We start from the raw sequence: 19,055 nt of genomic DNA on the forward strand, positions 1-19,055 counted from the left end.
CAACGGCGACCGGGCATGCGGGTTAGATTGAGTGGGTGTTCTCTCGCCTCGCTCGCCTGAGCCGTCCCAAGGCCCTCGCCGTCTCGGCGGTGCCCCTCGTCGGCCTGCTCGCCGTCGTCGGGCTCGCGCCGCTGCCCTTCGCCGTCGCCCAGCCGGGCGGCACCGCCGACGTGCTCGGGAAGTACAAGGGCAAGCCCGTCCTCACGATCAGCGGAGCGCCCCAGCGGGAGACGGACGGGGAGCTGCGGATGACGACCATCGTGGCGACCGGGCCGCAGATGGACGTGCGGCTCGGTGACGTCATCGACGGCTGGTTCCGTACGGACCGGGCCGTGATGCCGAAGGACTCCGTCTACCCCGACGGCGACAACGTCAAGGAAGTCGAGAAGCACAACCTCGGCGACATGCGCGAGTCCCAGGACGACGCCACCAAGGCGGCGCTCCGCTATCTGCGGGCGAACGGCGTGGACGGCACCGACAAGGTCGAGGTCAAGGTCGACCTCGGCAAGATCGGCGGGCCGAGCGCGGGTCTGTTCCTGGCGCTCGGCATCATCGACAAGCTGGACGGCGACGGCAGCGGGGGCGACCTGACCGGCGGCCGCAGCATCGCGGGCACCGGCACCATCTCTCCCGGCGGCAAGATCGGCCCGGTCGGCGGCGTCTCCATGAAGACCCAGGCCGCGGCCCGCGACGGCGCCACGGTCTTCCTCGTGCCCAAGGCCGAGTGCTCGGACGCCAAGGCGGAGAAGCCGAAGGGCCTCTCGCTCGTCCCGGTGACTACGCTGGCGAGTACGGTCGATTCGCTGCGAGCCCTGCAGAAGGGCGAGAAGGTCCCGAGCTGCTGACCAGGAACAGCCCCAACTCGACCAGTCTCCAGCCCAGTTGAGCCCGCAGCTGCGCCTCGCGCGGCGGCCGTCCGGTGGGGGCCGCGCGGAGTAGTTCGGCCGCGCGGGCGTGGTGCAGCATCAGATGTACGTCGGGGTGCATCGCGATGGCCTCTCAGTCCGTTGAGTCCGTGGGCCGGGTCGGGATCAGGTGGGTGTGGAGGCGGACCTTGGCCGTGTTCGGGGCGCCGTCCTTCGGTGCCAACGCCCGGTAGCTCTCCGCGAGTTCGTGCATCTTCGCCTTCAGCTCGGCCGCGAGCGCGGGCGTCAGGTTCAGGGTGAAGTCGCTGATGTCCGAGGCGTCGACCCATTCCTCCGACCAGTCCTGCCCGGTGGCGATCCAGGTGGCGACCTCCGCGGCGTGGTTCCCCGCGTGCTCGTGCATGAACGTGGAGTACGCGCCGCGCACTTCGGGGTCGGCGTTCCGCGCGAAGTCGTTGTCCACGTACGTGCCGTCGGCGATGGCGCGCCACCACCGCTCGCGGCCCTTGCCGCGCTCGGGGTCGTCCTCGGCGAAGCCGTACTCCGCGAGCTGGCGCAGGTGATAGCTCGTCGCGCCGCTCGACTCGCCCAGGCGCTCGGCCAGTTGGGAGGCCGTCGCCGGGCCGTCGAGGCGCAGCGAGCCGAGGATCCGCATGCGCAGCGGGTGGGCGATCCCGCGCAGTGCGCGCGGGTCGAGATGGCGGACCTTGCGGTCCGGGGCCGTCTGCTCGGGCGGCTGTGACTTCTCCGTCATGCTCCACAGGCTACGCATGCAAAGACTCCGTTGCAACACTTTCTTTGCAACGGAGTCTTTGGAGTGGGTCGGGGGTACCTGGGACCGAGCCCCCGAGCCGCCCGCGGCTACTCCTTGACGAACCCCTCCGCCACCATCCAGTCCTTCGCCACTTCGTGCGGGTCCTGCCCGTCCACGTCCACCTTCGCGTTCAGCTCCTGCGCCACCGTGTTGTTCAGCTTCTTCGTCACGGGGGCCAGGACGTCGGCGATGCCCGGGTACTTCTTCATGGTCTTGCTGTTGATCTCGGGGGCGGCGTTGTAGTTGGGGAAGAAGCGCTTGTCGTCGACCATCGGCGTCAGGTTCATCGCCTTGATGCGGCCGTCGGTGGTGAAGACCTCGCCGTAGGTGCAACTGCCCTTCTCGGCCTGGGTGTAGATGATCCCGGTGTCCATCTGCGTGATGTTCCCGGACGGCAGGCTCATGCCGTACTTCTTCTGCATGCCGGGCAGGCCGTCGGCGCGGTTGGCGAACTCGCCCTCCACGCACAGCGTGACCGCCTGCGGGTCGGACTTGGACAGGGCGGCGACGTCGGAGAGGGTCTTCGTGCCGTACTTCTTGAGGTTGGACTCGTTCAGGGCCAGGGCGTAGGTGTTGTTCAGGGCGGCGGGCGGCAGCCACGTCACGCCGTTCTTCGCGTCCGCCTTGCGCACGGCGTCCCACTGCTGCTGCGGGTCCGGGATGGGGTCGGAGTTGCCCAGATAGGTGATCCAGGCGGTGCCCGTGTACTCGTACATGGCGTCCGCGTCCCCGCCCTTGACCGCCTCGCGCGCCCCGATGGAACCCTGGACGCCGGTCCGGTCGAGAACGTCCGCCCCGGCCGCCTGGAAGGCGATGCCCATGATGGCGCCGAGGATCAGCTGCTCGGTGAACTCCTTGGAGGTGACGGTGAGATCGGCACCCTCCAGGGGCTTGCCCTTGCCGACGATGCCCGGCTTCACGTCGTCCACCATCGGCGAACCGCTGGTCAGCCCGCACCCGGCGGCCACGAGCAGCACCCCGCCCACGGCCGCGAGCGCCTTCGTCCGCGCACCGGCCCCGCGCCGCTGCGTCCGCCGTCGCGTCGTACGCCTCATGACCGCACCTCCAGGCCGCGCGGGCTGAGCACCAGCTCGGCCAGCGAGGCCAGCCAGTCCACCAGCAGGGCGAGGACCACCGTCAGGATCGAACCGAGCATGAGGACCGGCATGCGCTGATTGGTGATGCCCGTCGTGATCAGGACGCCGAGCCCGCCCCCGCCGCCGAAGGTCGCGAGCGTCGCCGTGCCCACGTTCAGGACCAGAGCGGTGCGCACGCCCGCGAGGATCAGCGGTACGGCAAGGGGGAGTTCGACCCGCGCGAGCACGCCGAGCGGGGACATGCCGATGCCCCGCGCGGCCTCCAGGAGGGTCGGGTCGTTGGCGCGCAGCCCCGCGATGGTGTTGGACAGGACCGGCAGGACGGCGTAGATGATGATGCCCGTCAGGGCCGCCTTCTCGCCGATGCCCATCCAGATGACGAGCAGCGCGAGCAGACCGATCGCCGGAGTCGCCTGGCCCATGTTGGCAAGCGCCATCGCCACCGGGGCGCCCTTGCGGAAGGCGCGCCGGGTGAGCAGGATCCCCAGCGGGATCGCGATGATCAGCACGAAGAACGTCGAGATCGCCGTCAGCTCCACGTGCTGGCGCAGCGCCTTGCCGACCTGCCCGTTGGACAGCGCGTTCTCGGAGATCGAGTCCAGGTCCGCCTGCTGGAACCAGAGCCAGGTGGCGAGCAGCACGGCCGCGAGGACCGCGGGGAGCACCGTCAGCTTCTGCCAGGTGATCCGGCGCGGCTGCCGCGCCGCGAGGGCGGGCGCGGGCGCCTCCTGCTCGGCCTCGCCCTCGTCGCGGAACGCCAGGCCCTTGACGTCGTGCTCGCCCCGGGGACGCTCGGGCGTCCTGGCCGCGGCCTTGCGTTCGGGGATCCGGGGCTCGCCCCCGGGCGGCGGGCTCACGCCTTCGCCTCCCCGGCGGAGCCCTCCTGCGCCGCGTGCGTCAACTCGGCGCGCTGCTCCTCCAGTTCGTGCTGGTGCTCCATGGCTTCGAGCCGGTCGGCCTCCAGCATCTCGTGCACGGAGTTCATCAGGGTCTCCATGTCGACGACGCCCGTGTACTCGCCGCGCCGCCCGGTGACGGCGACCCGGCCCGCGTTGTCGGTGAGGACGGCCTCCAGGGCGTCCCGCAGCGTCGCGTCCCGGGTCACCGTGTCGTGCACCAGGGTGCCCGCGCGGGCCAGGGAGCCCTTGGCGCGCATCAGGTCGCCGCGGCGCAGCCACTTGTAGGGGCGGCCGCGCTTGTCGAGCAGGAGCAGCTCGTTGGTGCCGCTCGCGCGCAGCTTGTCGAAGATCGTCTGGAGCGGGTCGTCGACGGTCACCGTCGGTACGTCCGCCATCTCCACATCGCGTACGCGGGTGAGGTTCAGCCGCTTCAGGGCCGCGCCCGCGCCCACGAAACCCGACACGAAGTCGTCGGCCGGGTTGGTGAGGATCGCCTCGGGGGTGTCGAACTGCGCGATGTGCGAGCGCTCGCGCAGGACGGCGATGCGGTCGCCCAGTTTGATGGCCTCGTCGAAGTCGTGCGTGACGAAGACGATCGTCTTGTGCAGCTCGTGCTGCAGGCGGATCAGCTCGTCCTGGAGGTGGTCGCGGGTGATGGGGTCGACCGCGCCGAACGGCTCGTCCATCAGGAGCACGGGCGGGTCGGCGGCCAACGCCCGGGCCACGCCGACGCGTTGCTGCTGGCCGCCGGAGAGCTGGCGCGGATAGCGGCCGTGGAACTCGCCCGGGTCCAGGCCCACCAGGTCCAGCATCTCCTCGACCCGCGACTTGATCCTCGACTTCCCCCAGCCCACCATCTTCGGTACGAGGGCGATGTTCTGAGCGACCGTCATGTGCGGGAAGAGCCCGGACGACTGGATGGCGTAGCCGACCTTGCGGCGCAGCTTCACCGGGTCGATGTCGGTGACGTCCTCGCCGTTGATGCGGATGCGGCCGCTGGTCGGCTCGATCAGGCGGTTGATCATCTTCAGGGTGGTGGACTTCCCGCAGCCCGACGGGCCCACGAAGATGACGATCTCACCCGCCTTGATCTCCATGTTCACGCTGTCCACGGCCGGGTCGCCGCTGCCCGGATAGCGCTTGGTGAGGTTCTCTAGCTCGATGGTCGCGCCGGTGGTGGCCGCGGGCGCCGGTTCCTCGGGCGGGGCGGTGGCGGCGGTCGTATCGGACGTCTCAGACACGGATACCCCTCGGAATCGTCAGCCGGCCGATCAGGACGTACACGGCGTCGAAGAGCAGCGCCAGGACGATGATCCCCAGCGTGCCCGCGAGCACTTGGTTGAGCGCGTTCTTGCTGCCGAGCGAGGCGATGCCGCGGAAGATCTCGTTGCCGAGGCCGGGCCCCGATGCGTACGCGGCGATGGCGGCGATGCCCATCAGCATCTGCGTGGAGACCCGGATGCCGGTCAGGATCGGCGGCCACGCGAGCGGCAGCTCGATCCGCACCAGACGGTGCAGCCGCGACATCCCGATGCCCTTCGCGGCGTCCACCAGCGTCGGGTCGACCCCGCGCAGGCCGACGATGGAGTTGCGCACGATCGGCAGCAGGCCGTACAGGATCAGCGCCGTCACCGTCGGCGCCACCCCGAGGCCCACGATCGGGATCAGCAGACCGATCATGGCGAGCGAGGGGATGGTGAGGATCGTGGACGTCACCGTCGTCGCCAGGTTCCCCGCCCACTCGCTGCGGTACGTCAGGACGCCGATGAGGACGCCGATGGCCGTGGCCACGACCATGCACTGGAAGACGGCGCTCGCGTGCTGGTACGCGTCCATCAGCAACTGCTGGTGACGATTGCCGAGGTAGTCCCAGAAGTTCATCTGTGCCGTTCACCTCGCCGAGAGCGCTCGGACGGCGCCGGGAGGCTCCCGGCGCCCGCGTGCCGTACCCGTCGCCTCTACCCAGGTCCTTTGTCGTCGGACGCCTGTTCCACCAGGGGGATGATCCGCAGCGGGACCGGGTTCTCCATGACGATCGCCGTGGAGGCCCGGACGATGCCATCAAAACCCACCACCCGGTCGATCACACGTTGGAGATCGGCGTTCGAGCGGGCCACCAGACGGCAGAGCATGTCGCCGTGACCGGTGATGGTGTGCAGTTCGAGGACCTCGGCCACGGTCGCCAAATGGGCCCGTACGTCCGCGCCCTGGCCCTGTTTGATCTCCAGCGTCGCGAACGCCGTCACCGGGTAGCCGAGCGCCGCCGGATCCACGTCCGGGCCGAAGCCCCGGATGACTCCGTTCGACTGAAGCCGGTCCATCCGCGCCTGCACCGTGCCCCGCGCGACGCCCAGGCGCCGGGACGCCTCCAGGACGCCGATGCGCGGCTCCCGCGCGAGCAGCACGATGAGCCTGCCGTCCAAATGATCGATCGCCATGCCGCCTCCCTGATGAGCATCCTGTACAGAACGCCCGCTGCATCGGGTTGAATGCTGGGCAGATTGCCCAGTGAATACGCGAACTATTGCGCATCTTGTGGTTCGGCGGGAGCCTCCATCTATGACTCAGACCACACACACCACCCCTGAAACCGCGCGCGAGGCCGACCCCTTCCCGGTGAAGGGAATGGACGCGGTCGTCTTCGCCGTGGGCAACGCCAAGCAGGCCGCGCACTATTACTCCACGGCGTTCGGCATGAAGCTCGTGGCCTACTCCGGACCGGAGAACGGCAGCCGCGAGACCGCCAGCTACGTGCTGGAGAGCGGTGCCGCCCGCTTCGTCCTCACCTCCGTCATCAAGGCCTCCACCGACTGGGGCCGCTTCCTCGAGGGCCACGTCGCGGAGCACGGTGACGGTGTCGTCGACCTCGCCATCGAGGTCCCGGACGCGCGCGCCGCGTACGCCTACGCCGTCGAGCACGGCGCCACCGGCCTCGAGGAGCCCTACGAGACGAAGGACGAGCACGGCACCGTCGTCCGCGCCGCCATCGCCACGTACGGCCAGACCCGTCACACCCTCGTCGAGCGCACCGGCTACGACGGCCCCTACCTGCCCGGCTTCGTCCCCGCGCAGCCGATCGTGGAGCCCCCCGCCAAGCGGACCTTCCAGGCCATCGACCACTGCGTCGGCAACGTCGAGCTCGGCAAGATGAACGAGTGGTGCGCCTTTTACAACAAGGTCATGGGCTTCACGAACATGAAGGAGTTCGTGGGCGACGACATCGCCACCGAGTACTCGGCGCTGATGTCGAAGGTCGTCGCGGACGGCACCAAGAAGGTCAAGTTCCCGATCAACGAGCCGGCGATCGCGAAGAAGAAGTCGCAGATCGACGAGTACCTCGAGTTCTACGGCGGCCCCGGCGTCCAGCACATGGCGCTCGCCACCAACGACATCGTGGCCACCGTGAAGGCCATGCGGGCCGCGGGTGTCGAGTTCCTCGACGTGCCGGGCAGTTACTACGACACCCTCGGCGAGTGGGCCGGTGAGACCCGGGTGCCCGTGGACATCCTGCGCGAGCAGAAGATCCTCGTCGACCGGGACGAGGACGGCTACCTGCTGCAGATCTTCACCAAGCCGGTCCAGGACCGGCCCACCGTCTTCTTCGAGATGATCGAGCGGCACGGGTCGATGGGGTTTGGCAAGGGGAACTTCAAGGCGCTGTTCGAGGCGATCGAGCGGGAGCAGGAGAAGCGGGGCAACCTTTAGGACGGGGTTCGCTTTTGGCTGCGGCGGGGTGGGGCGTGCTCCTGTCCCGCCGCTACCGCGGCGGATCTACCACCCACCCGCCCGCCCGTTTCCACCCGACCGGACGGTGAGCGTCGCCTGTGGGGGTCCCCGCCGTCGGCGCCCGCGGCCCGTCGGGTCCTTCCACCGCTACCGCGGTGGACATCTCCCACCCGCCCGCCCGTTTACTGGCACCTCATGCCTCGGGCCGCATCCCTGGCGACCGCCCGCCTCCCCGCGGGTTGCCCGGGGGTGCTGGTGCCGCGAAAGGCCGTCCGGCGTCGCAGAGGTGAGTGGGACTTGCCGGTTGCTTCTGTCCGACCCTGTGGGCAGCTGGTCCGCCCAGAGGGCGGAACGGGTGGGCACAGCCCCGGCCCACGGTGCCCGTTACGTGAGGGGTCAGTCGGACTGCCTGGCGGGCTTCGGCGGGCGCGGCAGTTTCGGGATCGGAGCGCCGCGCGGGGCGTACACCTGGGCCGGGCCGCCGGTCGGGGGGTCGCCCAGGGACTTCAGGGCGGTGTGGGCCGCGGGGGCCGCCAGGGGTGAGAAGTGGGGGTTGATGCGGAGGGCCTCCGTGAGGTGGCGGCGGGCCGCGCCGTAGCGGCCGAGCTCGCGTTCGATCGCGCCGCGGTGGTAGGCGAAGAGTGCGCTGCGCGGACCCTTCTTCACGGCGGACTCGACGTGCTTCAGGCCCTCCTTGGACTTGCCGGAGCGGTGCAGCGCCCACCCCAGCGCATCCTCGTTCTCCGGCGACGCGTGCCGCTTGAACTCCGCGGTCAGCCTCCGCACCGCCGCCCCCACATCCCCGTGCTCCGCCTCGAACACCCCGAGCACCCGCTCGTCGTTCACCCCACCGAGACCCCCCTGCCGCACCCGCGCCCGCACGAGGTCGTACTGGGCCAGAGCGGCGGGCCGCAGCTTGAGGGACTCGTACAACTCGCCCAGTTCGAGGGCGTATTCGGGTGCGGGCCGCCGGACGATCGCGGCCCGGTACGCGTGCAGGGCGTCCGACGTCCGGCCGACCGCGGCGAGCGCGCGCCCCTTCGCCGCGAGCGAGGGGTGATGGTCGGGGTCGGCCGCGAGCGCGGCGTCGTAGTGGCGCAGCGCGTCGCCCGGCTCGCCCCGCTCCCAGGCCAACTCCCCGACCCGGTACAGGCAGGCCGCCCGTTCGGCGGGCGTCCGCGCGAGCGCCGCCGCGTCGGAGAGCGCCGCGGCCGCGTCCTCACGCCAGCCCCGGTCCCGGTAGACGGCCCCGGACCGGACGCGGGCGGCGGCGGTGCCCGGACTCAGCTTCCGTACCTTCGCGAGCGCCCGCCCGACCCCCTTGGCGTCGCCGAGCCCCCGGTAGGCGTCGAGGAGCGCCGCGTGCGCCGCCCACCGCCGGGGCGCGAGCCGTACCGCCTGCTCGCCCCACTTCCTCGCGTCCCGGAAGTCGTGCCGGGCGTTGCCCAGGGCCGCGAGGCCGGTGAGGGCGGCCACGTTCCGCTCGGGCCGGGTCCGCAGGGACGTGCGCAGGGCCCGCTCGGCCTTCGGGTAGTACGCGGAGTCGGCGGTCCTCAGGCCCCGTTCGACGTACGCGGAACCGAGCACCGCCCACGACTGGTCGTCGCCGGGATGCGCCCGCACGTGCGTCTCGCGCTCACCGATGAGCACCGCCAGATCCGGCATCGCGGCGGGCGCCCCGGCCCCCACGGCGGCCGCCGCCCGCCCGGCGGGCCCGAGCGCGGGCGGCGCGGAGTCCTCGCCCCGGTCGGGCAGGAGGACCAGGACCCCGCCGAGCACGGCACAGCCCGCGACGGCGGCGACGAGCGCGCGCCGCACGGCGGGGGAGCGGCGCGGCCGGGGGCCGCCGTCGAGCAGACCGCGCGCGGTCGTCGAGGGTGGGGAGGTCGCCGAGGTCGCCGAGGCCGCCGAGATGAAGGACGTGCGGGCGTGGCGCGGGATGCGTACGGCGTCGGAGCTCTGCACTGCCGGGGTCGCTGGGGCTGCTGAGGCTGTCAGAGCCGCCGGGGCTGTCGAGGCCGCTGGGGCTGCCGGGGCCGCTGGAGCCGTCGAAGTCGCCGGAGCCGTCGAAGCCGTCGAAGCCGTCGGCGGTGCGGCAGGCGTGGTCCCGGCTCCGGCCCGGGGCGAGCCCTCGGGTGCGCCCTGGGGTGAGCCCTCGGGCGGGGTCTGGGGGGTCTCCTCGGTCTCCATGGCGCTCACTGTGCGTCAATACGAAGAGCACATCCCGGCACGTGAACGGCGTCGCACACGGGTTCACACCGATGGCCCCGAGTGCGAGGCTGTGATCATGAGCAGTGGCACGCACAGCACGCCGGGCACCCCCGCCGCACCCGCCGACCTCCTGGACCGGCTCCGCGCCGGTCTCCCCGCCGACGCGCTCCTCACCGACCCGGACATCACGGCCTCGTACGCCAACGACATGGCGAGCTTCTGCGAGGCGGGGACGCCCGCCGTCGTGGTGCTTCCGCGCACCGTCGAGGAGGTCCAGCACGTCATGCGGACCGCCACCGAGCTGCGGGTCCCCGTCGTCCCGCAGGGCGCCCGCACCGGCCTGTCCGGCGCGGCGAACGCGAGCGAGGGCTGCGTCGTCCTCTCGCTCGTCAAGATGGACCGGATCATCGAGATCAGCCCCGTCGACCGGATCGCCGTCGTCGAGCCCGGCGTCATCAACGCCACGCTCTCCCGCGCGGTCGCCGAGCACGGCCTCTTCTACCCGCCGGATCCCTCCAGTTGGGAGATGTGCACCATCGGCGGCAACATCGGCACGGCCTCCGGCGGCCTGTGCTGCGTGAAGTACGGCGTGACGGCGGAGTACGTCCTCGGCCTCGACGTCGTCCTCGCCGACGGGCGCCTCCTCAGCACGGGACGGCGCACGGCCAAGGGCGTCGCCGGATACGACCTGACGCGCCTGTTCGTCGGCTCGGAGGGCAGCCTCGGCATCGTCGTCCGCGCCGTCCTCGCGCTCAAGCCGCAGCCGCCCCGACAGCTGGTCCTCGCCGCCGAGTTCGGCTCGGCCGCCGACGCCTGCGCCGCCGTCTGCAAGATCATGGAAGGCGGCCATGTGCCGTCGCTCCTGGAACTGATGGACCGTACGACGATCCGCGCCGTCAACGCCCTCGGCAACATGGGCCTCCCGGAGACCACCGAGGCGCTGCTCCTCGCCGCCTTCGACACCCCGGACCCGGCCGCCGACCTCGCCGCCGTCGGCGCCCTGTGCGAGGCCGCGGGCGCCACCCAGGTCGTCCCGGCAGAGGACGCGGCCGAGTCCGAACTCCTCCTCCAGGCACGCCGGTTGTCCCTCACCGCACTCGAAGCGGTGAAGGGCACGACGATGATCGACGACGTGTGCGTACCGCGCTCCCGGCTCGGCGACATGCTCGACGGCGTCGAGCGGATCGCCGACAAGTACGGACTGACCATCGGGGTCTGCGCGCACGCGGGCGACGGCAACACCCACCCCACCGTCTGCTTCGACGCGGCAGACCCCGATGAGTCGCGGCGCGCCCGCGAGTCCTTCGACGAGATCATGGCCCTCGGCCTCGAACTCGGCGGCACCATCACCGGTGAACACGGCGTCGGCGTCCTGAAGAAGGAGTGGCTTGCGCGCGAGCTCGGACCGGTGGGCGTGGAGATGCAGCGCGCCGTCAAGACGGCGTTCGACCCGCACCACCTCCTCAACCCGGGCAAGCTCTTCTGACCCCCCGTGTGGCTAGTGCTCACTCACCGTCCTTCGACTCGTCGCTCGGCCACGGGTCGCGCAGCCACAGGTCGTCGGCCGGTGTGGGTGCGAGCAGCTCGGCCAGGCCGTCGTCGATGCCGAGCCGCTCGGCCTCAGAGCCCGGAGGGACCACCCGCAGGGTGCGCTCCAGCCAGGCGGACACGGCGGGCGCCGGCGCCTCCAGGAGCGCGTCGCCGTCGGGCGAGCTGAGCGCCATCAGGACGACGGACCGCCCTTCGACCTTCGTCGGCCACACCCGCACGTCGCCGTGGCCGCACGGCCTGAACACCCCCTCCACCAGGAGCTCCCGGGCGAACGTCCAGTTCACCGGGTTCTCGGAGCCGATGTGAAAGGCGATGTGGACGGCGTACGGATCGTCGGTGCGGTAGGTGAGCCGGGCCGGGACGGGGATCGCCCGTTCCGGCGAGAGGACGAGTTTGAGCTCCAGCTCGCGTTCCACCACGGTGTGCATAGCTCGTGCGTTTCCCTTCTCTCGCTGTGTGCGCGGTCCCGGGAGCGGGTCCGCGCACCGGACCTGTTTCAGGCCCGCAGAGAGTGAGAGCGCGCAGACGGCCAGGCATTACGCGACTTCGAGAAGATTTTTTCCGCCCGGTACGACACGGGGCGTGCGGGCGTGTTCGGACGGCGGGGAGGAACCGTGCACGGAAGGGGGCGGTGCGGCGGGAGCCGCCCGACGCGGCGTGCGGGTCTGATAGATGTGGAGCCTCACAAGACCCCCGAGCAGATACGGGACGACGGACATGAGCGCCCCAACCCCGGCCCCCGGCGACGACAGGCCCCGCGAAGGCTATTACCCCGATCCGTCCATTCCGGGATATGTCCGGTACTGGAACGGCGCGGCCTGGGTGCCGGGCACGAGCCGCCCCGCACCGTCCGACGGCGAACCCCTGCCCGCGCCGCCCCGCTCGGCCACCGCGCCCCCGGCCCCGGCTCCGGCGGCACCCGCGGCTTCGGCTGCGCCCGCGGCCGCGGAGGAGACCGGTCCGGTGTTCTTCGACGAGGAGCCGGGAGGGGTGACGCAGACCGGCCCGGACACGGACACGAACATCGGCCTCGGGGCCGGACTCGGCCTGGGTGCCGGTCCTGACGCCGACGCTGCCTCTGGCTCTACCTCCGGTCCTGCCTCTGCCTCCGGTCCTGGCCCCGGGGTCGGTTCGAGTGCCGGGTTCGGGGACGGGCAGCACGGCGTCAAGCCCGAGCCCGCTTCGGCCTGGCAGGCGGACGCGGCCCGGCAGACGGGGCTCGGCGGCGAGCAGGACCAGCGGGTGTCCTGGGGTGCGCCGGGGACGAGCGGCCAGGCGGACCCGCGGGACCCGCGCGTGCGGGGCGAGGGGGCGGCGCCCGGCGCGGCGGCTCCGGCAGGGGCGGCCGGAGGGAGCGCGGCCGAGGGTGGCGCGCGGCGCGTGCCCGCGCAACAGCAGCCCGGTGCGCGGCAGGAGCCGGGGCAGCGGGAGCAGGCTCCGGCGGCCGTCGGCCGACCCGAGGACGCCGACGCGGACGGGCCGGGCACGGCGACGTTCCGTGCCGTCAAGCCCGCTGTGCCGAAGCCCGCCACCACCGAGGGGACCGTGACCTTCCGGCGGCCGACGGGTCCGGTGAAACCGGCGGGGGCCGGGACGCCGGACGCGGACGGCGGGACCGAGGGGACGATGGCGATTCGGGCCCTGCGCCCCAAGTCGGGGCAAGCGGGGCACACTTCCGGCGCCGCTGCTCCGTCCTCGTCGCCTTCTCCGTCCACTTCCCCGTCCCCGTCTTCAGCGACCTCTTCAGCCGCTGCGGCTGCCGCTGCAGCTGCCGCTCAGGCGCCGGTGGTGCCGCAGCAGCAGGGGCGGGCCCCGCAGGCCGGGGCCCAGCAGCAGAGCGTGCCCCCACAGGCCGGTGCCCAGGCCGGTGCCCAGGGCGGCGTCGCCTCGCCGTTGACGTCCGGGCCCGGCGGCGGGTCGGCCTCCTGGGCCCAGCAGGTGCACCAGCTCGCGCAGTCGCCCGGGCAGGGGCAGCCGGGGCCGCAGGGCGAGGGGCCCGTCCTGCCCTGGAAGCCGGTGGCCGCGGACCCGTTCGCCGCGGTGGTCCAGGCGCAGGCGGAGGCGCGGCCCGCCGGGCTCGGCAAGCGCCTCGCCGCGCGGCTCATCGACACGGTCGTGCTCGCCGCCGTGACCGCGGGGGCGGCGCTGCCGCTCGGCACGCGGGCCGCGGACCACATCGACAGCAAGATCGACGCGGCGAAGCTGTCGGGCGAGAAGGTCACGGTGTGGCTGCTCGACGGGACGACGGCCGGGTACCTGGGGGTCGTGCTCGGCGTGCTGCTGCTCTTCGGGGTGCTGTACGAGGCGCTGCCCACGGCGAAGTGGGGCCGCACCCTCGGCAAGAAGGTGTGCGGGGTCGAGGTCAGGGACATCGAGGAGCACGGGGCGCCGTCGTTCGGGGCGGCGCTGCGGCGCTGGCTCGTGTACAGCGTGCCGGGGGTCCTGGTGGTCGGGGTCGTCGGGGTGCTGTGGTGCCTGTTCGACCGCCCCTGGCGCCAGTGCTGGCACGACAAAGCGGCCGGGACGTTCGTGGCGGGCTGACCGGGTCCGGGCCTAGCTTCGGTAGAGGTCCCCACAAGGGGGCCGTAACCCGGACAGCCGCTCGTCGCATGCGGCGCACTCCACTTCGAGGTGCACTCACCCCATGAGCACCGAACCGCCGCAATACCCCAACGCTCCGGACCCCGACGACAACGACCCCTTCAGGAAGCAGCCGCCCCCGGCCTCCGACGGCACCCCGCCGCCCCCGTACGGAGGCGACCCCTACGGAGGCGGCATCGGAGGCCAGGACCCCCTCGCGGGCATGCCCCCGCTCGCCGACAGCGGCAAGCGCGTCCTGGCCCGCATCATCGACATGGTCCTCGTCGGTGTGGTCGTCATCCTGTTGTCCCTCCTTTTCGGGACGAACGAGTACGACTGGGACCCCGACAAGGTGGACGCGGGCAGGTCGTTCGGCCAGTCCCTGCTCGCCGCCGTGCTGTACATGGCGTACGACAGCTATCTCATCTCGAAGACGGGCCAGACGCTGGGCAAGAAATGGCTAGGAATGCGGGTGGCGAACCTCAACGACGGGGCGAACCCGACGCTTCAGACGGCGCTCGTGAGGTCTGCGGTGCTGTGGATCCCGTTCGCGTTCTGCTGTGCCTGCATCTGGACGGCCATCTGCGGTGGCTGGAGCTTCTTCGACAAGCCCTACAAGCAGGGGCTGCACGACAAGGCGGCCAAGACCGTGGTGGTCAGCGTGGGCTGAGCGGCACGAGGGCATGCTGATGGCCCGGCGCTGCGGCGGCGCCGGGCGGTAGTCGCGGCGGGTCCGTGGGTGTCACCTGCGAGGGCAGGTGACACTCAGGGGCCCGCCGGTTCGCGTACGGGCAGTGGGGCGTGCGGGGGGGCGTGCGGGGTGGCGGAGTCGGGGGCGAGCACGGTGCGCTGCACCGGGATCCGCTCTTCGAAGGTCGATGGGGCCAGGGCGGCGGCGGGGACCGTGGTGGTGAGGGTCTCGGCCGGCTCCGGGGCCGGTTTGGGCAGGGGCACCGTCATGGCCACGAGCAGGCCGAGGCCCAGCGCGGCGAAGGCTATGACCGCGACTCCCGGCGCCGAACTCGCCTGCGAGAGCAGCAGCATGGCGAGCGTGGAACAGATGACGGTCGCGGAACCGTAGGTGAGCTGTGCGACGGTCGGACGAGGCATGGGGCGAGGCATGGCGTGATCCGTCCTCGGGACAGCGGATGCGGGGGATAGATCAAGACGATGTGGACGTATATGAATCAAAGGGTGCTCAAAGGTGGCGACTTGGAAGCTTCGCCGAGTACCCGTGCGCACCGTCGAAATGACTCTATTCGCCTGCATGCCCGACGGGAACGTGCGGTAAGCGTGACCTAACCCACGGTGCCGGTGCACAGGGGGCGCATGGATTCATGCGTCCCGCCAATTGGACGGTGAGGCGCGCCTGTTGAGGGGACGGGGAATGCCGCGCGTGCGCCGCCGCGATCCCGCTTGATCATGTTCGGATAGCGGTCGGTCGGGTCTGCATAGAGCACTTGGCCTGTTCAAGTCAAGGTCTGTCTTTTCTCCCCTCTCTCCGGTCGAATGTCGTCACTTGTGACGCGCATATCGCGCGCGGACCTCCTCGACCGGGAATTTCGGTCCGTGATGCGGGCGCGGGGGAGGACAGCATCAAGTGACCATCAAGAGACGAACGTTCAGAGCGACCGCGGCAGCGGTCGCTCTCGCGGCGGCGACCGCGACGTTCTCCGCTTATTCAGTGGCGGCCGCCGACGACGGCGGGAGCGGCGACAAGGCGTCCGCGACCGGCAAGGCAGCAGCCATCGACCGCCGGGACCCGGCGGACGCCAAGGCCCATGTCGACCACGACCTCGAGGGCCCGTTCAGCAAGCAGCAGGCCCAGCAGCGCAAGGCCGCCCTGGAGCAGGTCGTCTCCGGCGACGCCAAGGTGCAGAAGCGCGGCGGGTCGAACGTGGTGAAGCTCGACGACAAGAAGTACGTCGAGCTGGGCCGGGAGAAGACCGACAAGATCTTCACGATTCTGGTGGAGTTCGGGGACAAGGTGGACGACACCACCATGTACGACCCCGACGGTCCCGAAGGGCCCGAGAAGCCGATCAAGAAGTACGGCGGCACGCCCGGCCCCGCGCACAACAAGATAGCCAAGCCGGACCGTGCGAAGGACAACAGCACGGCCTGGCAGGCGGACTACAACCGGAAGCACTTCCAGGACCTCTACTTCGGTGAGGGCAAGGACGCCAAGGGCAAGCCCAAGCACTCGCTGAAGACCTATTACGAGAAGACGTCGTCGGGCCGCTACTCGGTCGACGGCGAGGTCTCGGACTGGGTCAAGGTCGACTACAACGAGGCCCGCTACGGCTCCAACTGGTGCGGCGACTCCAACTGCGCCAACGTCTGGGACGCCGTCCGCGACGGCACCACGGCCTGGGTCAAGGACCAGAAGGCCAAGGGCCGCACGGACGCGCAGATCAAGGCGGACCTCGCCAAGTACGACCTGTGGGACCGCTACGACTTCGACGGCGACGGCAACTTCAACGAGCCCGACGGGTACATCGACCACTTCCAGATCGTGCACGCGGGTGAGGACGAGTCCGCGGGCGGCGGCGCCGAGGGCCCCAACGCCCTGTGGGCGCACCGCTGGTACGCGTACGGCAACGACGCGGGCAAGACCGGACCCGCCGACAACAAGTCGGGCGGCACCCAGATCGGTGACTCCGGCATCTGGGTCGGCGACTACACGATGCAGCCCGAGAACGGCGGCCTCGGCGTCTTCGCCCATGAGTACGGCCACGACCTCGGCCTGCCGGACCTGTACGACACCACCGGCAAGGCCGAGAACTCCGTCGGCTTCTGGTCGCTGATGTCGGCCGGCTCCTGGCTCGGCACCGGCAAGGGCTCGATCGGTGACCTGCCCGGCGACATGACCGCCTGGGACAAGTTCCAGCTGGGCTGGCTCAACTACGACCGGGCGAAGGCCGCGACGACCTCCGAGCACAAGCTCGGCGTGTCCGAGTACAACACCCGGCACCGCCAGGCGCTCCTCGTCGACCTGCCCAAGAAGCCGGTCACCACGACGGTCGTGAAGCCCGCCGAGGGCACCAAGCAGTGGTGGAGCGGCCAGGACGACGACCTGCGCAACACGCTCACGCGCAGCGTCGACCTCACCGGCAAGTCCAAGGCCGAGCTGTCCCTGCAGGGTTGGTGGGACATCGAGTCCAACTACGACTACCTCTACACCGAGGTGTCCACCGACTCCGGCGCCAACTGGACGCCCGTCGACGGCACGGCCGACGGCAAGCAGATCACCCGCGACGCGGGCGACAAGCCGGCCCTGACCGGCTCCTCGAAGAAGTACCAGAAGCTGGTCTTCCCGCTGGACGCCTACGCCGGCAAGAAGATCGACGTCCGCTTCCGCTACGCCACCGACGGCGGCACGGCGCTCAAGGGCTTCACCGCCGACGCGATCACGCTGACCGCGGACGGCGCCAAGCTCTTCGAGGACGGCGCCGAGGCCGACGACAACGGCTGGAAGACGAAGGGCTTCTCGCGCATCGGCGAGTCCTTCACCAAGCAGTACGAGCAGTACTACCTCGCGGAGAACCGCCAGTACGTGTCGTACGACAAGACCCTCAAGGTCGGCCCGTACAACTTCGGCTTCTCCAAGTCCCGTCCCGACTGGGTCGAGCACTACCCCTACCAGACCGGCCTGATGATCTGGCAGTGGGACACCTCCCAGAAGGACAACAACGTCAGCCAGCACCCCGGCAAGGGTCTGATCCTCCCGATCGATGCCCACGCCAAGCCGATGAAGTGGAAGGACGGCACGCTTCTGCGCAACAAGATCCAGCCGTTCGACGCGCCGTTCTCGAAGTACGCCACGGACGCGTTCACGCTTCACAACGCCGACGTCGCCCTCAAGATCAAGTCGAAGAAGGGCGTCTCCGTCTTCGACGACCGCAAGGGCACCTACTGGTACGCGGAGAACCCCACGGGAAGTGTCAAGGTCACTGACACCAACACCCGGATAAAGATCCTCAAGCAGCCCAAGGACGGCTCGACGATCACGCTCCAGGTGGGCAAGTCCTCCAAGTAAATCTCGTTCCTGCAGGTCAAACGCCTGTTTCTGGCCGATCGGCCGTCGCCCTCTAGCGGGCGGCGGCCGATCGTGTTTGAGTGCGTCCTGTGGTTCTCTTATTGACACGACGTCTCACGGGGGTGTGACAGAGCATGGCCGCAGGAGGCTTCTGCAAGCTGCCCAACGGCAGTGTGGTGGTGGCGCTGACCCTGCCGAGCCCCGGGCCCGGGGGTGGCAGTGTGCGCGTTCTCGTACGCGCCGCGAACCGGGCGCGGGCCCTGACCCGGCTCCGCAATCTCGGGCTCCGCGCGGTCTACCTCCGCGGCAACACGGAGCCCCCCACCCCCGACGAGGTCACCGCCGTGCTGCACCACCCCGACGGCCTCATATGGCGCACGGCGCCGGACGGGGCGGCGGAGCTGTGGCATCCGATCCGGGCGCTGCTGAGGCGCGGCGCGGCTGCGTAGCCCCCAGGCCCGCCCCTTTCCCGAAACTGGGGCTCCGCCCCAGACCCCGCTCCTCAATCGCCGGAGGGGCTGGACGGTTTCAGCCCGTCCGGCGTTTGAGGACGAGGCGCGAAGCGCCGATCAGGGGGGTCCAGGGGGCGCAGCCCCCGGTTTCGGAGAAGGGGTGGGACTGGGGCGCCCCGCGAAGGTCACACCACCGGCTTGCCGGTCAGTTCGGCCCCGGCGGTGCGGAGCTCGTCCAGGGCCCGCTGGGTGGTGTCCTCGGCCACCCCGGCCGTGAGGTCGAGCAGGACGTGGGTGCGGAAGCCCTCGCGGACGGCGTCGAGCGCGGTGGCCCGCACGCAGTGATCGGTGGCGATCCCGACGACGTCGACCTCCCGGATCTGCCGCGCCCGCAGCCACTCGGCAAGAGAGGTCCCGTTCTCGTCGACCCCCTCGAACCCGCTGTAGGCGGCCGAATGCGCCCCCTTGTCGAAGACGGCGTCGATCGCCCCGGACGCCACGGCGGGCGCGAAGTTCGGATGGAACCCGACCCCCTCCGTCCCGGCGACACAGTGCGGCGGCCAGGACCGGACGAAGTCCGGCTGGTCGGAGAAGTGGTCACCGGGGTCGATGTGGTGGTCACGGGTGGCCACCACATGCCGGTAGCAGGGGGAGGCCTGCCCGATGAGTTCGGTGATGGCGGCAGCCACATCCGCTCCGCCGGACACCGCGAGACTGCCCCCTTCGCAGAAGTCGTTCTGTACATCGACGACGATCAGGGCGCGACGCATGGCGGGTTTCCTTCAGCTAGCTGGATGAACCGAGCGTAGAGACTTCAGGT

The 19,055-nt window shown here is 70.8% G+C and carries 17 protein-coding genes; 7 read left to right on the forward strand and 10 right to left on the reverse strand.

Annotation, left to right across the window (positions count from 1 at the left end; all coding sequences use genetic code 11):
- Window positions 1-35: 35 nt before the first annotated feature.
- Window positions 36-845 (forward strand): S16 family serine protease, encoded by an 810-nt coding sequence (locus tag ACFVHO_RS13570; RefSeq protein ID WP_385713153.1) that lies wholly within the window; start codon window positions 36-38, stop codon window positions 843-845.
- Window positions 846-999: 154 nt separating this feature from the next.
- Here the strand turns inward: ACFVHO_RS13570 and ACFVHO_RS13575 are convergent, their stop codons facing one another.
- The 6 genes from ACFVHO_RS13575 to ACFVHO_RS13600 form a co-directional block, all read right to left on the reverse strand.
- Window positions 1,000-1,620: an ArsR/SmtB family transcription factor gene (locus ACFVHO_RS13575; RefSeq protein WP_385713155.1), complete on the reverse strand. Its 621-nt coding sequence runs from the start codon at window positions 1,618-1,620 to the stop codon at window positions 1,000-1,002.
- 107 nt (window positions 1,621-1,727) lie between these two features.
- Window positions 1,728-2,735: a glycine betaine ABC transporter substrate-binding protein gene (locus ACFVHO_RS13580; protein WP_385713156.1), complete on the reverse strand. Its 1,008-nt coding sequence runs from the start codon at window positions 2,733-2,735 to the stop codon at window positions 1,728-1,730.
- Window positions 2,732-3,538 (reverse strand): ABC transporter permease, encoded by an 807-nt coding sequence (locus ACFVHO_RS13585; RefSeq protein ID WP_385713240.1) that lies wholly within the window; start codon window positions 3,536-3,538, stop codon window positions 2,732-2,734. Before ACFVHO_RS13585 ends, ACFVHO_RS13580 begins: the two co-directional genes overlap by 4 nt.
- A gap of 92 nt (window positions 3,539-3,630) precedes the next feature.
- Window positions 3,631-4,917: a betaine/proline/choline family ABC transporter ATP-binding protein gene (locus tag ACFVHO_RS13590; protein ID WP_385713158.1), complete on the reverse strand. Its 1,287-nt coding sequence runs from the start codon at window positions 4,915-4,917 to the stop codon at window positions 3,631-3,633.
- Entirely contained in the window at window positions 4,910-5,557 is a 648-nt protein-coding gene (locus tag ACFVHO_RS13595; RefSeq protein ID WP_385713160.1) for an ABC transporter permease, read from the reverse strand. Before ACFVHO_RS13595 ends, ACFVHO_RS13590 begins: the two co-directional genes overlap by 8 nt.
- 77 nt (window positions 5,558-5,634) lie before the next feature.
- Window positions 5,635-6,114: an Lrp/AsnC family transcriptional regulator gene (locus ACFVHO_RS13600; RefSeq protein ID WP_385713162.1), complete on the reverse strand. Its 480-nt coding sequence runs from the start codon at window positions 6,112-6,114 to the stop codon at window positions 5,635-5,637.
- Between the two features lie 121 nt (window positions 6,115-6,235).
- Between ACFVHO_RS13600 and hppD the strand changes: the two genes are divergently transcribed.
- Window positions 6,236-7,381: a 4-hydroxyphenylpyruvate dioxygenase gene (hppD, locus tag ACFVHO_RS13605; protein ID WP_385713164.1), complete on the forward strand. Its 1,146-nt coding sequence runs from the start codon at window positions 6,236-6,238 to the stop codon at window positions 7,379-7,381.
- A gap of 417 nt (window positions 7,382-7,798) precedes the next feature.
- Here hppD and ACFVHO_RS13610 read toward each other — a convergent pair whose 3' ends face one another.
- Entirely contained in the window at window positions 7,799-9,367 is a 1,569-nt protein-coding gene (locus tag ACFVHO_RS13610; protein WP_385713166.1) for a tetratricopeptide repeat protein, read from the reverse strand.
- 322 nt (window positions 9,368-9,689) lie between these two features.
- Here ACFVHO_RS13610 and ACFVHO_RS13615 point away from each other — a divergent pair, with 322 nt between their 5' ends.
- Window positions 9,690-11,099, forward strand: coding sequence for an FAD-binding oxidoreductase (locus ACFVHO_RS13615; RefSeq protein WP_385713168.1), 1,410 nt, complete (start codon window positions 9,690-9,692; stop codon window positions 11,097-11,099).
- Window positions 11,100-11,118: 19 nt separating this feature from the next.
- Here the strand turns inward: ACFVHO_RS13615 and ACFVHO_RS13620 are convergent, their stop codons facing one another.
- Window positions 11,119-11,592 (reverse strand): SsgA family sporulation/cell division regulator, encoded by a 474-nt coding sequence (locus tag ACFVHO_RS13620; protein WP_380854641.1) that lies wholly within the window; start codon window positions 11,590-11,592, stop codon window positions 11,119-11,121.
- A gap of 289 nt (window positions 11,593-11,881) precedes the next feature.
- Here ACFVHO_RS13620 and ACFVHO_RS13625 point away from each other — a divergent pair, with 289 nt between their 5' ends.
- A complete protein-coding gene (locus ACFVHO_RS13625; protein ID WP_385713170.1) occupies window positions 11,882-13,705 on the forward strand; it encodes an RDD family protein in 1,824 nt (607 codons plus the stop codon).
- A gap of 103 nt (window positions 13,706-13,808) precedes the next feature.
- Entirely contained in the window at window positions 13,809-14,414 is a 606-nt protein-coding gene (locus ACFVHO_RS13630; RefSeq protein ID WP_385713172.1) for an RDD family protein, read from the forward strand.
- 95 nt (window positions 14,415-14,509) lie between these two features.
- Here the strand turns inward: ACFVHO_RS13630 and ACFVHO_RS13635 are convergent, their stop codons facing one another.
- Window positions 14,510-14,854 (reverse strand): hypothetical protein, encoded by a 345-nt coding sequence (locus tag ACFVHO_RS13635; protein WP_385713174.1) that lies wholly within the window; start codon window positions 14,852-14,854, stop codon window positions 14,510-14,512.
- 490 nt (window positions 14,855-15,344) lie between these two features.
- Between ACFVHO_RS13635 and ACFVHO_RS13640 the strand changes: the two genes are divergently transcribed.
- On the forward strand, window positions 15,345-17,783 hold the full coding sequence (locus tag ACFVHO_RS13640; RefSeq protein WP_385713176.1) for an immune inhibitor A domain-containing protein: 2,439 nt from the start codon (window positions 15,345-15,347) through the stop codon (window positions 17,781-17,783).
- Window positions 17,784-17,917: 134 nt separating this feature from the next.
- Window positions 17,918-18,232 (forward strand): hypothetical protein, encoded by a 315-nt coding sequence (locus tag ACFVHO_RS13645; protein WP_289950322.1) that lies wholly within the window; start codon window positions 17,918-17,920, stop codon window positions 18,230-18,232.
- 188 nt (window positions 18,233-18,420) lie between these two features.
- On the opposite strand, the gene ACFVHO_RS13650 is transcribed toward ACFVHO_RS13645, so the two are convergent.
- Window positions 18,421-19,005: a nicotinamidase gene (locus ACFVHO_RS13650; RefSeq protein WP_385713178.1), complete on the reverse strand. Its 585-nt coding sequence runs from the start codon at window positions 19,003-19,005 to the stop codon at window positions 18,421-18,423.
- Between the last annotated feature and the right edge of the window lie 50 nt (window positions 19,006-19,055).

This window comes from Streptomyces sp. NPDC127108, assembly GCF_042677545.1.
In the GTDB taxonomy this organism is placed as follows: Bacteria; Actinomycetota; Actinomycetes; order Streptomycetales; family Streptomycetaceae; genus Streptomyces.